The sequence below is a fragment of the Wylensekiella montiformis genome, assembly GCF_009697385.1.
In the GTDB taxonomy this organism is placed as follows: Bacteria; Bacillota; Negativicutes; order Selenomonadales; family Selenomonadaceae; genus Selenomonas_A; species Selenomonas_A montiformis.
In genome coordinates this window covers 141,082-155,206 of sequence record NZ_VUNL01000002.1, presented here as the reverse complement: position 1 = coordinate 155,206, position 14,125 = coordinate 141,082, and the positions used below count along the sequence as shown (strand labels likewise).

Below are 14,125 nucleotides of genomic sequence, written 5' to 3'. Positions count from 1 at the left end.
CTGTGTTGTTTGCTATAGCAGGCGAAGGTTACAACGGCCGTTTCTATTTTACCGTTCAGTGTAATGTCTGGCCAAAAGGGAGTGTTTTTTTTGGCAAAGGAAAAGAAAGAAAAGAAGCAGAGAAGTAGGGAGTTTGAGCAGCTGAAAGAAGGACTGAAGCTGCGCTTCGTCAATACGGCTCACATCATGTGGGGGCGCGAACTCAATGAGCTTACGATGAATGAGATCTATCAGACCGTGGCCGCCACGGCCAAGCAATATATATCGGATAACTGGATAAAGACCAACAAAACTTATGCCGAACGGCAGGAGAAGCAGATTTATTATTTTTCCATTGAATTTCTGATGGGGCGGCTGCTGAAGTCGAACCTTATCAACCTCGGTATCGAAGAGGCGGTGCGTGAGGTGCTGGACGACTTTCATCTGGAGCTTTCCCGTACTTATGAAGAGGAGCCGGATGCCGGTTTGGGAAATGGTGGGCTGGGCCGTCTGGCAGCCTGCTTTATCGATTCCATGGCCGCGCATCGGCTGCCGGGGCATGGATGCAGCATTCGCTATCAGTATGGGTTGTTCGAGCAGAAAATCATCAACGGCAATCAGGTGGAAATACCGGATAACTGGCTGAAAGACGGCTTTGCTTGGGAATATCGGAAACCGGATAAGGCCATCGATGTGAAGTTCAATGGCAATGCCTATATGAAAAAAATGGACGACGGCAGTCTTAAGCTGGTTTATGAAAATCCAATGATTGTTATGGCTGTTCCGTATGATGTACCGATCGTCGGCTACCACAACAATACGGTCAATACCCTGCGCCTTTGGAATGCCGAGGTCAATCGCGATTTTTCCGATTATGGGATGCTCACGCAGGAGCAGATGCGTCAGAAACAGGATTATCGGACGTTTGTCGAAAGCATCACGCGCTATCTTTATCCGGATGACAGTACCTATGACGGCCGCCGCATGCGCCTGATTCAGGAATATTTCATGACATCGGCCGGCGTTCAGAGCATTGTCCGGCACTATAAGAAATCCGGAATGGATATTCATGCTTTTGCGCAAAAAGTTGCCATTCACATCAATGATACGCATCCGGCTGTCGCTGTGGCGGAGCTCATGCGCATTTTGGTCGATGAGGAAAATCTGGGATGGGAAGAGGCATGGAATATTACGAGGAATACGATTGCCTATACGAATCATACGATCATGCCTGAGGCGCTGGAAAAATGGCCGGTCGATATGTTCCGTCCGCTGCTGCCGCGTATCTATATGATCATTGATGAGATTAACCGCCGGCATCTGGAGGAAGTGCGGGCACGCTATCCGCATCATGAAGAAAAGGTCCATGCGCTGTCCATTATTCAGGACGGCATGGTGCATATGGCCCGGCTGGCCATTGTCGGCGGTCACAGCGTCAATGGCGTCGCCGCTATTCATACGGAGATTCTCAAGACCACGACGCTGCATGATTTTTATGAGTACAACCCGAAAATGTTCAACAACAAAACCAATGGCATTACGCATCGCCGTTGGCTGATGGGGGCAAATCCGGAACTCGATGTGCTCATTACATCGACCATAGGCAGCCGCCGCTGGCACCGCCATCCGGAGCAGCTGGATCTGCTCAATGACTATGTGGAGGATAAGCCGTTTCTGGCAGAGCTGGGCAAGATCAAGCATCTCAGAAAAGAGGCGCTGGCCGCCTATATCCGGGAGCATAATCACATGGAGGTCGATCCTGATTCCCTTTTTGATATTCAGGTGAAGCGCATCCATTCGTATAAGCGTCAGCTCATGAATGTTTTGCATATCATGTACCAGTATCATCGCATCCGGACGGATCGGAGCTTTGATATGCTGCCGACGACCTATATCTTCGGCGGCAAGGCGGCTCCGGGGTATTATATCGCCAAGGAGACGATTCGGCTGATCAATGCTGTGGCAGACCGCATCAATAACGATCCGCTGGTAAAAGGCAGGATCAAGGTGGTATTCATTGAAAATTTTGGCGTATCGATTGGCGAGATCGTTTATCCGGCTGCAGATGTCAGCGAGCAGATTTCTACGGCATCGAAGGAAGCATCCGGTACCGGCAATATGAAATTCATGATGAATGGTGCGATTACGCTGGGAACGCTGGACGGAGCCAATGTGGAAATACGCGATGCGGTAGGCGGCGATGAACACTGCGTGATTTTCGGCCTGAAAGCAGAGGAGGTTTTGAATTATTATGCGACGGGTACGTATTCGGCGTGGGCGGAATACAATACAAATGAGCGGGTGCGGACTGTGGTTAATCAGCTGACGGATGGGACATTTGGAAATTTCCAGTCTCTGTTCGATTATCTTGTGCATGCCAATGATGAGTTCTTCATCTTGAAGGATTTTGATGCCTACGCAGCGGCACATGAGGAAATTATGCGCCGTTACCGCGACAGGTATCACTGGCTGAAATCGTCAGCCGTTAATATCGCCAACTCCGGCCGGTTTTCATCGGACCGGACCATCGATGAGTACGCCAGTGAAATCTGGCAGGTCAAGCCAGTCGTGATTTCGTGACAGGAAGCAGCGGAACGGGCAGTGGGGGAATCCTGTTCTGCTAAGGAGCAGGCAGAGGGGGGCTTATAGTGAAAACATCCGATATCAGTGAGTTTGACCGGTATCTCTTTCATCAGGGTACAAATTATCGTGCGTATGAGATGCTCGGTGCTCATTTTGTGGAGAAAAACGGTCGGCGGGGCGTTCGGTTTGCCGTTTGGGCACCGCATGCCCGATCCGTTCGCGTGACAGGTGATTTTAACGATTGGAATGAAGAGTCGCATCCGATGACGCGTCTGGAAGATGGCGAAATCTGGGCGTGCTTTGTTCCAGATGTGCCGGAAGGTGCGGTTTATAAATATGCGATTGAGCCGCAATGGGGCGGCCCGTATATCATGAAAGCGGATCCGTATGGATTTTTTGCGGAGAAAAAGCCGGCGACGGCATCCCGCGTTTATGATATGAGTCATTATGACTGGCAGGATCAGAGCTGGATGGACCGCAAACGGCAGGAATCCTCCTATGAGCGGCCGATGCTCATCTATGAGGTGCATGCGGGTTCTTGGCGGCGCAATGCTGACGGCGAATATCTGTCTTATCGTGAATTGGCGGATCAGCTGGTGGATTATGCTCGGGACATGCACTATACGCATATTGAATTCATGCCGCTGTGCGAGCATCCGTTTGACGGGTCATGGGGATATCAGGCGACTGGTTATTATGCGGTGACCAGCCGCTATGGCGCGCCGGATGATTTCCGCTATTTGGTGGATCGGGCGCATCAAAGCGGAATTGGGGTCATCATGGACTGGGTTCCGGGACATTTCTGCAAGGATGAGCAGGGCCTCCGCCGCTTTGATGGTCAGAACCTTTATGAATCTGACAACGAACAGCGGGCCGAGAATTGGGAATGGGGGACGACGAATTTCGACTATGGACGGACGGAGGTTCAAAGTTTCCTGATCTCCAACGCCATGTTCTGGTTCGATGAGTTTCATATTGACGGACTGCGCATCGATGCCGTGGCGAATATGCTCTATCTGAACTATGGACGAAAGGATGGGGAATGGACGCCGAATAAATACGGGGAGACGGGCAATCTGGAAGCAATGGAATTTCTGCGCAAGCTGAATGCAGCCATTTTCCAGTATCATCCGCAGGCGCTGATGATCGCGGAAGAATCTACCTCCTGGCCGCTTATTTCCCGGCCTGTCTATATGGGCGGCATGGGCTTTAATTATAAGTGGAATATGGGCTGGATGAATGACATGCTGAAGTACATGAGTCTGGATCCGATTTACCGGAAATGGAATCATGATAAGGTCACGTTCTCGTTTATGTATGCCTTTTCCGAGAATTTTGTCCTGCCTCTTTCCCATGATGAGGTCGTGCACGGAAAGTGTTCACTGATCAGCAAAATGCCGGGAGATTATTGGCAGAAGTTTGCCGGCCTGCGTGCCTTTTTCGGTTACTGGATGGCACATCCCGGCAAGAAATTGCTGTTCATGGGCGGAGAATTTGGCCAGTTTATTGAATGGAAATACGATGACAGTCTGGACTGGCATCTGGTACAGCAGTATGAGATGCATGCAAAAATGCAGGCATATTCCCGTGCGATCAACGCATTTTATTGTGACAACAAGGCGCTGTGGCAGGTGGATTTTGATTGGAATGGCTTTCAGTGGATTGATTGCAACGACAGCGAAAACAGCATCGTGACTTTTTTGCGGCGGGCCGAGGACCGGGAAGATTTTTTGGTGGCTGTATGCAATTTTACGCCGGAAGTGCGTTATGATTACCGCATTGGCGTACCAGAGCCGGGCATCTATCAGGAGGTATTCAACTCGGATGAGGAAAGGTTCGGCGGCAGCGGGGTGAAGAATCCGGGGGATATTCCTAGTCAGGATGTTCCATGGCATAGCCGCGAGCAGTCGGTCGTCCTGACTGTGCCGCCAATGGCGGTCCTTTATCTGCGCCGGATGCGTCAGCTCTCAGCCGGTCTGCCGGAAAGATCGCGGGGCGCAGCTAATGAGACGCCGGGCGCACGGAAGGCAGCAGCTGGTCCGGCTGCTGCGTCCGGTGGCGTCAAAACCGGGAAGAAGACAGCCGGCGAATCGCGAACAAAACGCAGGAAGCATACTGTCGGCAGGACAGCAGCTGGGAAAAGCCGCAGTCTTGCCGGGAAAAAATAGAGGAGGATCACGAATGAAAGTTCTTTATGTAGCATCAGAAGCCGTCCCCTTTGCAAAGACGGGAGGCCTGGCCGATGTGGCCGGGTCATTGCCGCAGGCATTGCAGCAGGAAGGAATCGATGTCCGGGTCATCCTGCCGAAGTTTGGCAAAATCGATGCGTCGTACCGTAATGCCATGAAACATGTCTATGACGGCGAGATCCCTGTGGCCTGGCGTATGAAGTACGTCGGGCTGGATCAATACGAATGGAACGGTATCACCTACTATTTTGTGGATAATCAGGAGTATTTTGACCGTGAGGGATTTTACGGTTATGACGATGATGCGGAACGGTTTTCGTTCTTCTGCCGTGCTGTTCTGAATCTGCTTCCCGCCATGGATTTCTGGCCGGATGTTATCCATACGAATGACTGGCATACGGGATTGGTTAACGTGTTCCTGAAACTGGAGCATGGCGGGGATCGGCGTTACCGGGACATTCGTACGCTTTATACCATCCATAATCTGAAATATCAGGGCGTATTCCCGAAAGAAATCATGAATGATGTGCTGGGGCTGGATTGGAAATACTTCAATAACGGAGATTTGGAATTCTACGATGCCGTGAACTTTATGAAGGGCGGAATCGTTTATGCGGATTACATTTCCACGGTAAGCAGGACGTATGCGCAGGAGATTCAATACGAATATTTCGGCGAGCATTTGGATGGATTGCTGCGCAGCCGTCAGGATACGCTGTTCGGTATCGTCAACGGGATCGATTATTCGGTTTATGATCCGGCGACGGATAAAAATTTGTTTGAAACGTATGATGTGGACAGCCGCGACCGCAAGGCGGACAATAAAACGGAACTGCAGAATTTGCTGGGACTGCCGTCCAATCGGCGTATTCCTCTCGTCGCTGTGGTGTCGCGCCTGGTTCCCAACAAAGGACTGGATCTTATCGTGCGCATGATGGATGAGATCCTTCAGCATGAAAACATCCAGTTTGTATTGCTTGGGACGGGGGACAACGTTTATGAGGAGTGGTTCCGGGGGCTGGCCTGGCGCTTCCCGACCAAGGTGTCGGCAAATATTCGTTTTTCCAATGAACTGGCTCAGCGAATTTATGCGGCTGCGGATATTTTCCTGATGCCGTCGGATTATGAGCCGTGCGGTATCGGTCAGCTGATTGCCATGCGTTATGGGGCTGTTCCGGTTGTCCGTGAGACAGGCGGGCTGAAAGATACGGTGCAGCAGTATGACAAATATACCAATACCGGAAACGGCTTTGTTTTTTCCAACTATAATGCACATGAAATGATGTATGCACTGAAGCGTGCCCTGAGTGCCTATGAAAATTTCGCAGAATGGCAGCATATTGTGGAAAATGCGATGCGGTCGGATTTCAGCTGGAAAAAATCAGCCGGAGAATACAAGGCGCTTTACAAACGGCTGCTGTCCGAGTGAGCCATCTGAACAGGCGGCAGAGAGCTTCTGCCGCCCGGTTCTGATGGGAACCGAAACAAAAAGGAGAGATTTTGATGCTGGATAAGAGCGAAGTCGAGCATGACTCCCGCAATGTCTATTTCCGATCTCCAATCGGGGCAGCGGAAGCAGGTTCCGTCATTCGACTAGGAATCCGTCTGCGTACACCGCAGCAGATCGGCAATGTCCTGCTCCGCGTTTGGCATGAAAAAACAGGAGAAAAATTGGTTGCGCTTTCGACCCGGGATGATGATTCGTCCAAGGAAAAGTTTTATCGGGCAGAGCTGGAATTGCCGGAAAAGGGATGCCTGCTCTGGTATTATTTCATCATCGATACGAGCAGCGGGACCTGCTATTACGGCAATAATCCGGATCAGTTGGGCGGTCCCGGCGAAGTTTATGATCATGTGCCGCCGTCCTTTCAGATTACGGTTTACAATAAAGGCGCGGTGACGCCGGACTGGTTCAAGCATGCCGTGATGTATCAGATTTTTCCGGATCGCTTTTTTCGCAAGGGTGACCGGATCATCCCCAAGAAGGGCGCGGTCTATCATGCGGACTGGTCGGATGATCCCTGTTACTACAAGGATCCGGATACAAAGGAAATCGTCGCATACGACTTTTTTGGCGGCAATCTGCAGGGAATCGAGGAAAAGCTGGATTATCTCTGTGAACTGGGCATTTCCGTTATTTATCTGAATCCGGTTTTCGAATCGGAAAGCAATCATCATTATGATACCGGCGATTATCACAAAATCGATCCGATTCTTGGCACAAATGAAGCGTTCCATCATCTGGTCGAAACGGCGCGGGAAAAGGGGATCCGCATTATTCTGGATGGTGTGTTCAGCCATACGGGGAGCAACAGCCGCTATTTTAACCGGGCCGGGCAGTACGATACGGTTGGCGCGTTCCAGTCCAAGAAATCCCCGTATTATGAGTGGTATCATTTCCGGAATTTTCCTCAGGAATATGACAGCTGGTGGAATTTTAATACGTTGCCGAATGTCACGGAAACGACGCCGTCGTATATGGATTTTATTATCCATGATCCGGACAGTGTGCTGCACCATTGGATGAAGGAAGGAATCGCCGGATGGCGCCTTGACGTCATTGACGAACTGCCGGAGCCGTTTTCTCAGGCGTTTTATGCGGAATTGAAGAAAACGGATCCGGAGGCAGTGCTGATTGGCGAGGTATGGGAAGATGCCTCACATAAAGTCGCTTATGGGGTGCCGCGTGAATATCTCTGCGGGCAGGAAATGGACTCCGCGATGAATTACCCGCTTCGCGGGATTTTGTTCGACTATCTGCTTGGACATCAGGATGGGCAAATGATCCTGCGCCGGCTGGAAAGTCTGCGTGAGAATTATCCGGCAGAAAATTTTTATGCGATGATGAATCTCATCGGCAGCCATGATGTTCAGCGCGCGATCACTCTGCTCGGAGAAGCCGCGTATTATGACGGGATGCCGGCTGTGGAGCAGTCGCGTTCCCGGCTGGAGAAGGCTCAGTATAATCTCGGTCTGGCACGGGTCATGATGGCATCTCTGTGGCAGATGACGTATCCGGGCGTCCCCTGTATTTATTACGGGGATGAAATCGGCATGCAGGGGTTCAAAGACCCTTATAATCGCAGGCCCTATCCATGGGAAGACGGGGATCTGTATCTGCGCGGCTGGTATAAGAAAATCATCCGGCTGCGCAATGAGCATGCGGCGCTGCAGACCGGCGTGCTGCTTCCGCTTTATGGCGAAGGCGATACGATCGCCTATGCCCGCGTCATCCGCGGCGGACAGGATGTTTTCGGCCATGCGGCGGAGGACGAAGCATTTATTGCTGCGTTTAACCGGAGCAGGACGGAAACGCATACGCTTGTATTGGACGTCAGCGATTTTGCGGATGGCGTGTTTGCCGATGCGTTGGGAGGCGGCGCATCGTATCCGGTGCAGCGCGGCAAGGTGAGCGTACGTCTGGAACCCTTGAAGGGACTTCTGCTGGAACGGAAGCAGCAGAAGCGTCATTTTGACCGTCAGGCAGGGATCCTTCTCCATCCTACTTCGCTCCCGTCCAAATATGGGATCGGCGATCTGGGGAAAGAAGCCTACCGGTTTGTTGACTTCCTGAAAAAGGCGGGGCAGAAGATCTGGCAGGTACTTCCTCTTGGTCCGGTGGATCATATCGGATATTCGCCGTATCAATCTTCATCGGCCTTTGCCGGCAATCCGCTGCTGATCGATCTGGATGAACTGATTCGTCAGGATTGGCTGTCCGCTGCCGAAGCGCGTGTTCCCTTTGCGGCCAGCTCTTCTTTTGTCGATTTTGAATGGGTGCGGAATTTCAAAACAAAGGCGCTGAAAAAAGCCTGGCTGAAGTTCCAGAAAATGGCAGACAATCATTCGGATTATCAGGAATTTTGCCGGAAGGAAGACTACTGGCTGGCCGATTTCGCTCTGTTTACAGCGGCCAAAAAGGAGTTCCGGGGAGCTGCATGGATGGACTGGCCGGAATCCATACGGCGGCGTGATCCTGCTGCTTTGGCCGGATTAGCCAGACGGCTGGAAGATTCGATCGGGCTGGTGAAATTCGAGCAGTATCTGTTCCATCGTCAATGGCGGCAGCTGCATGAGTACGCCCGAAAGCAGGGAATCCGCATTCTGGGAGATATGCCAATCTTCCTGGCTCAGGACAGCGCTGACGTCTGGGCCGCTCAGGATTTGTTTGATCTGAATCCGGACGGTACGGCTCATACCGTTGCGGGAGTGCCGCCGGATTATTTCAGTGCGACGGGACAGCTCTGGGGGAATCCGCAGTACAACTGGGAAGCCATGAAGAAAAACGGGTACGACTGGTGGAAACGCCGTTTCCGTAAGCTCTATGAATGGACGGATGTGGTCCGCATCGATCATTTTCGCGGTTTTGAGTCATTCTGGGAAATTGATGGAAAGGCTGAAACGGCTGTCAATGGGCGCTGGGTTCCCGGACCGGGCAAGGCATTCTTTGATGTTCTGCGCGAGGAACTCGGAGATATGCCGCTTGTCGCCGAGGACCTCGGCATTATCACGGATGAGGTCGAAGCACTGCGCGATGCCTGTGGATTCCCGGGGATGAAAGTTCTGCAATTCCTGCTTCACTTTAACGAACAGGGACGTCTTGGCTTTGTGGCGCCAGAGAACAGTGTGGTTTACACGGGAACGCATGACAACAATACGACAGTCGGCTGGTATTTGCGGGATCTGGACGATCCGACCCGGCCCGCTATAGCCGACATGCTGCATGTCCGGTCCGATCGCCCGCAGGAGATCGTAAAGGGGCTGATCGAGTTTGCCTACGCATCAGACGCACGTCTGGCTGTCATTCCCATGCAGGATGTCCTGCAGCTCGACGAAAGGAGCCGGATGAATACGCCGGGGACCGTCGGCCTGAACTGGCGCTGGCGGCTGAAACCGGAGTATCTGCTGGCTGCTGACCCGGAGCATTTGCACGAACTGTGCCGGAAATACGGACGATGAGCTGCTGAGAAATACCTTCCTCTTTCCGGGGAAGGTATTTTTTATGAAATCCTAAGGAATAACCAGATTTTTTCATTTATTTTTCTTGGCGGGTGTGATATCCTAAAAGTATTGTCTGAAAGGGTTCGGAAAAGGAAAAGAAGGAGAAGATTATGGGAAAATTTACGTTTGTGGTGGAAAAGACATGCCCGATCTGCGGAGAATCGACACGAATCGTGAAGACCAGATCCAAGCTGCTGATGGATCACATGGACGAAGATTTTTGCATGCACTATAAGGAGTTCAATCCATATTTTTATAAAATCTGGTTCTGTGAACACTGCGGTTTTGCGGCGGATGAGAAGACGTTTCTCGGGACGATGCCTTCTATGCACAAGCGAAAGATTCAGGAGTTTTTGTCCAAGCGTCAGATGTCGATGAAATTCGTTGAAGAGCGAAAGGTTCCGGATGCTGTGGCATCGTTCAAGCTGGCTATCTTCTATGCCGAGCTGGTCGGCCAGCCTTTGGCCAAACGGGCTGGCCTGTACTTGGAGCTGGGCTGGATTTACCGGTTCTCCGGCGAGACTGAAAAGGAACAGGAGATGCTCGGACGGGCAGCCGGACTGTATGATCAGTCGCTGATGACGGAACGGTATCCGATCAATGGCATGTCGGATACGATGGCAATGTATCTGATCGGCGCTATTTATTTCCGGCTTGGCGATTTTGAGAAAGCGACGCAGTATCTTTCGCGGATCATCGGCGATCAGGAGATTCGCAACAATGAATTCAAGATATATAAAAGGGCCCGCGATTTATGGCAGACGCTTCGGGAAACGCGGGACAGTCAGACGGAGGCATCAGAAAAATGATCGATTTACCGGCAGGATGGCAGGAAGCGGCCTCTAAGATTGACTGGTCTGCTGTTCAGGATAAGGTGAAAGATTACGGGCCGGTTTTGCAGGTTATTCAGGCAACATGGGACAAGGAGTCCCTGCTGGCGATCAGCCGGGGCAAGCTGTTTGTACCGGATGATGTCGTAAATCAGGCATTGGCCCGTCAGATTCCGGCGGACGGGCCGATCCGGTCCGTAACCATTGCTTCTCATGCTGACGGTCGTATGGACATTCATGCAGACACCTGCCGGGTCGGTATGGTGGAGCTGTCGGGGTCCTTGCAGGAGTTTGTTCATAAGGGAGATCAGTCGTATATGACGTACCGGGTTCGTGAAAGGAATCTGCCGTCTCATGGGCTGATGTCGTGGGTTTTTTCCCGTGTTTCTCTGTCCATGGCCAGCCGTCTGATGGGAAATCTGAATTTTTCCGACGATCTCCCCATGAAAATCCATCACAATACGATACGGGTGGATTACAGCAAGGTGTTGGAAGCATCGGATCTTGGACAGACGGAGTTCCGGGGACATCGTCTGTCCGAGATGATCGAGATTACGGGTGCCGTTCCGAAAGACGGCGGTCTGGAGTTTTCGACGCGTCTGAATGTGCCGGACGATGTGAAGGAGGCACTGCTGCAGATTGTGCAGTAAGGATGCCTCAGATCGAAACGATAAGAGCAAAGGAGCGATTTTTTGAAGCGATATGTTCTGGGATTTCTGATCCTATGTCTTACCTTTATTCTGGCAGCGCCGGTGGTACTGGCCCATCATAAGGAAGAGCCTAAAGTACAGAAAATTTTATATGTGCCGCACGACAACCGGCCGATTTCCGATAAGCAGACGGCAGAGGTGGTAGAAAAACTGGGCTATCAGGTGGTCGTCCCGCCGGATAACCTGCTCGGAGACCGGCAGGATCTCGGCCACCCGGATGAGCTATGGGCCTGGCTGAAGGAAAATGCACAGGGGGCAGAAGCGGCGGTCGTGTCTTCGGATTCCATGCTTTACGGCAGTCTGGTTGGTTCGCGTAAACATGAATATACACAGGAGCAGATTTTACAGCGGGCGGAGCAATTCCGCGATTTTCGCAAGGCGTTTCCTAAACTGCAGCTGTATGTTTTTGGTTCTATTATGCGTACGCCGCGTACCGGAGAAGCTTCCGGCCATGAGGAGCCGGCTTATTACCGCAACTATGGAGCGGATATTTTCCGCTATACCGTGCTGAAAGATAAGAATGAGGTAGAGGGCCTGACCCGGCGCGAAAAAAAAGAAATGGCCTTTTTGGAGGAGCTGATTCCGAAAAAGAGTCTGGATGACTGGATGGGACGCCGCAAAAAGAATTTTGCGGCCAATGAAACGCTGATTCGCCTTACCCGGGAAAAAACGTTTCATTATCTGGTGCTGGGGCGCGATGACAACGCCCCGTATTCGCAGACCCATTTGGAAAGCCGTCATTTGTCGCAGGAAGGTGCCGATCTCGGCAAAACCAGTTTTCAGTCCATGGCCGGCATCGATGAAGCGGGCATGCTGCTGCTTTCGCGGGCGGTGAATACGCTGCGCAGGGAAGTTCCTTTCCTTTACGTCCGCTATAATTGGGGGCGCGGGGAGTATACCGTTCCTTCTTATTCCGATGAGAAGATCAGCGCGTCGATTGCTTCAGCTGTCATGGCGGCCGGCGGCATGATGGTGACGAATCCTGCCAAGGCGGATCTCGTTCTCGTCGTCAATACCAATCCAAACGGTAAAACGTATGAGGCCAATGACCGGGCCAATGACGGCACGCCGCGCGAGGGGACGAAGTATCTGGCCGATATTGTCAGTGATTATGTTGCCAAAGGCTATCCGGTCGGCATCGCTGATATTGCTTATGCCAACGGTTCGGATAATGCGCTGATGGCGGAACTCAAGCAGCGCGGACTGTTGTTTAAGATACGGGCTTATGCCGGCTGGAATACGGCGACAAACAGCACCGGCTTTGTGTTGGGCGAGGGAGTGCTCACGAAGCTGATGAAGGATGATGATGTGGACGCACTTTTGCTCACGCGGTATCTTGACGATTGGGCATATCAGGCTAATGTGCGCAATACGATAGCCCGGCAGCTGACCTGGCTGCGCGGCGACGGCGTGTATGGAAGTCTGGATGCAAAGAGGGATGCTGTCGCACTTCGTTCGACGCGGATGATTGCGCGTTTTGTCGAGGAAAACCTGCCGCCGTTCCGTTCGCTGGAAGAAATTCAGGTGACATTTCCCTGGAACCGCATGTTCGAAGCAGATATCCAGCATGGCGAGCGTAAGGAAATTTCTTATTTCCGTCATGCCGGCTGATCACAAAAGAAAACGAAGGGAAGGCTCTCTTTTACGGGAGCCTTCCCTTCGTTTTCTATATGTTATGCCAGCACCATTCAGTGTTTATCAGCTGCGGTATCGCTGGCAAGCTTTGTGCACACGTCTGCGATGCGTTCCATGAAATCATAGGCCATCGAGCTTTTCTCCCAGGCTGCCTGAAATTCAATGCTGTCCAGCTTTTGAATGAGAATTTTTTTCATATCGTACATTATGCCACCTCCAAATTTTGATATAGCCAGATGTTAGTACCAGATCCTATAACCTATTATAACAGATTATAGGAATTTAGCAAGAGGTGGAGGGCCGGGGATAGGATACTCAATGTTCTGACGATACCGGATAGATATGGATACCGTGGCTGTTCATCCGGTTCAGAGAAGAACGGTCGGCCTGATCGTCCGTGTAAACGGAGGCGATGCGTTCCAGCGGCAGCAGCGGGACGACGCCGGTTTGCTGGAATTTGGCGGATTCCGTCAGGATGATATTCTGCTGTGCGTGTTCCGCCATGGTGCGCGCTGCTTCGGCGCGCATGAGATCGTTGGACATGAAACCGGCCTGATTCCATCCGTCAATGCCAATGAAGAATTTATTGACGTAGAAGTTTCGGATGCAGGTCTGAATCATTGGTCCGACCATGACTTGCGACTCGTTCTGGTATTCTCCGCCGAGCAGAATGACATGTGCATTTGGCTGCTTGCGGATATATCCTGCGATAAAGGCCGAATTGGTGATGATCGTGATATCGCGCCGGTTGCCGGCCAGCTCTTCGGCCAGAAGCGCGCAGCAGCCGCCGGATTCAATCATCACGGTTTCCCCGTTATGGATGGTTTCGGCTGCCCGGTGGGCGATCCGCCGCTTCCAGTCATAATTAAACGAAAGATGATTGCCAATATCGTCGCTGGCGATCATGGCGGCGAAGCCATGTTCCCGGCGAAGGAGCCCTTTTTGTTCGAGAAGGTTCAGGTCCTTGCGGATGGTGACCTCAGAAACCTCCAGTTCTTGTGCCAGTTCGGTAACGGCAACCCGTTTTCGGCGATTGACGATATTGAGCAAGCGTGTATGGCGCATATGCATGGTTTGGATCCCTGCCTTTTTGTTTGTAGCAATAGATGATATGGTAGATTATATCACAGCAGGATCAAAGGGAAAAGAATTATTTTCGAATGAAATTCTAACGAAAACAACCGGCACGAATATAGGA

At 51.7% G+C, this 14,125-nt stretch carries 9 protein-coding genes; 7 read left to right on the top strand and 2 right to left on the bottom strand.

Translation table 11 applies throughout. The features are described from left to right. Positions 1-63 precede the first annotated feature (63 nt). From FYJ78_RS02280 to FYJ78_RS02250, 7 genes are all read left to right on the top strand, one after another. Positions 64-2,559, top strand: a complete 2,496-nt coding sequence (locus FYJ78_RS02280) for a glycogen/starch/alpha-glucan phosphorylase (protein WP_154619764.1) — start codon at positions 64-66, stop codon at positions 2,557-2,559. Positions 2,560-2,627: 68 nt separating this feature from the next. Beyond that, entirely contained in the window at positions 2,628-4,730 is a 2,103-nt protein-coding gene (gene glgB, locus FYJ78_RS02275) for a 1,4-alpha-glucan branching protein GlgB (RefSeq protein WP_328597614.1), read from the top strand. Between the two features lie 13 nt (positions 4,731-4,743). Then, positions 4,744-6,180, top strand: a complete 1,437-nt coding sequence (gene glgA, locus FYJ78_RS02270; protein ID WP_154619763.1) for a glycogen synthase GlgA — start codon at positions 4,744-4,746, stop codon at positions 6,178-6,180. A gap of 74 nt (positions 6,181-6,254) precedes the next feature. After that, on the top strand, positions 6,255-9,710 hold the full coding sequence (malQ, locus tag FYJ78_RS02265) for a 4-alpha-glucanotransferase (RefSeq protein WP_154619762.1): 3,456 nt from the start codon (positions 6,255-6,257) through the stop codon (positions 9,708-9,710). 152 nt (positions 9,711-9,862) lie between these two features. Beyond that, a complete protein-coding gene (locus FYJ78_RS02260; RefSeq protein ID WP_154619761.1) occupies positions 9,863-10,561 on the top strand; it encodes a DUF2225 domain-containing protein in 699 nt (232 codons plus the stop codon). Next, entirely contained in the window at positions 10,558-11,232 is a 675-nt protein-coding gene (locus tag FYJ78_RS02255; protein WP_154619760.1) for a hypothetical protein, read from the top strand. The genes FYJ78_RS02260 and FYJ78_RS02255 overlap by 4 nt, the downstream gene beginning before the upstream one ends. 102 nt (positions 11,233-11,334) lie before the next feature. Next, on the top strand, positions 11,335-12,903 hold the full coding sequence (locus tag FYJ78_RS02250; protein ID WP_408014412.1) for a DUF4127 family protein: 1,569 nt from the start codon (positions 11,335-11,337) through the stop codon (positions 12,901-12,903). 77 nt (positions 12,904-12,980) lie between these two features. On the opposite strand, the gene FYJ78_RS02245 is transcribed toward FYJ78_RS02250, so the two are convergent. After that, complete coding sequence (locus FYJ78_RS02245; RefSeq protein WP_154619759.1) at positions 12,981-13,133, bottom strand: hypothetical protein; 153 nt, start codon at positions 13,131-13,133, stop codon at positions 12,981-12,983. A gap of 109 nt (positions 13,134-13,242) precedes the next feature. Further along, positions 13,243-13,992 carry a DeoR/GlpR family DNA-binding transcription regulator gene (locus FYJ78_RS02240; protein ID WP_235899771.1) on the bottom strand — a complete coding sequence of 250 codons (750 nt, stop codon included), beginning with the start codon at positions 13,990-13,992 and terminating at the stop codon, positions 13,243-13,245. Positions 13,993-14,125 lie beyond the last annotated feature (133 nt).

Bases quoted from the DNA above. Each gene is read 5' to 3' on its own strand.
- FYJ78_RS02280 (WP_154619764.1), top strand. From the start codon at position 64: ATGTCTGGCCAAAAGGGAGTGTTTTTTTTGGCAAAGGAAAAGAAAGAA.
- glgA (WP_154619763.1), top strand. From the start codon at position 4,744: ATGAAAGTTCTTTATGTAGCATCAGAAGCCGTCCCCTTTGCAAAGACG.
- malQ (WP_154619762.1), top strand. From the start codon at position 6,255: ATGCTGGATAAGAGCGAAGTCGAGCATGACTCCCGCAATGTCTATTTC.
- FYJ78_RS02260 (WP_154619761.1), top strand. From the start codon at position 9,863: ATGGGAAAATTTACGTTTGTGGTGGAAAAGACATGCCCGATCTGCGGA.
- FYJ78_RS02255 (WP_154619760.1), top strand. From the start codon at position 10,558: ATGATCGATTTACCGGCAGGATGGCAGGAAGCGGCCTCTAAGATTGAC.
- FYJ78_RS02245 (WP_154619759.1), bottom strand. From the start codon at position 13,133: ATGTACGATATGAAAAAAATTCTCATTCAAAAGCTGGACAGCATTGAA.
- FYJ78_RS02240 (WP_235899771.1), bottom strand. From the start codon at position 13,992: ATGCGCCATACACGCTTGCTCAATATCGTCAATCGCCGAAAACGGGTT.